Source organism: Elizabethkingia argenteiflava (genome assembly GCF_009904105.1).
GTDB lineage: Bacteria > Bacteroidota > Bacteroidia > Flavobacteriales > Weeksellaceae > Elizabethkingia > Elizabethkingia argenteiflava.
In genome coordinates this window covers 1-583 of the sequence record NZ_JAAABJ010000635.1, presented here as the reverse complement: position 1 = coordinate 583, position 583 = coordinate 1, and the positions used below count along the sequence as shown (strand labels likewise).

The 583-nt window shown below is 42.4% G+C and carries 1 protein-coding gene and 1 pseudogene; both read right to left on the bottom strand.

The genetic code is table 11. From position 1 onward, the window contains the following. Positions 1–156: 156 nt before the first annotated feature. A pseudogene (locus GNY06_RS14715) lies at positions 157–285 on the bottom strand (transposase); the annotation flags it as partial. A gap of 128 nt (positions 286–413) precedes the next feature. Next, positions 414–539 (bottom strand): transposase, encoded by a 126-nt coding sequence (locus GNY06_RS14710; RefSeq protein WP_262885046.1) that lies wholly within the window; start codon positions 537–539, stop codon positions 414–416. Between the last annotated feature and the right edge of the window lie 44 nt (positions 540–583).

The window sequence follows — 583 nt, the reverse complement described above, 5'->3', positions numbered from 1 at the left end:
TTTGCAGGTCAGGGGATATTTTTTTGCCCACTTCTCTTCAAAGGCAAGCAGCCTTTGATATCCCTGCTCTTCATTATTAGCCTTGTAGATTGGCTTCATATCCTCCATAACCGCTTATTTATCCCTGTAAGGAACATAGCGCATGGAGGCGCGGATTTAATGAACCACGCAAAGTTGTACCCTGGTTTTAGGAAATACAGCCTCAACCGCTTCGGGGAAACCTTTCAGGCCGTCTATGCAGGAAATCATAATATCTTCCACACCGCGTTTCTTCAGATCAGTGAGAACTCCAAGCCAGAGTTTGGCCCCTTCATTTTCTGAACTATAAAGCCAAAGTACATATTTTTTCCTTCCATAAAAAAACCTAGGATATTAAAGATCGCAAGTGTGTCTACAGCACAATACACCCTAACCTAGAAAAACATACAATACAGAAATACAAATGGATAGACGGTTTCAAGAGGACGGTATCTCCATTCTTGAACCGCGGGTAGTACACTATCGGTAATACGGGATATCTCTGCAGGAGAAATCTCCATAGCATACAATTGCTGAACATAATCCAGCATTGCTAGGGTACTCA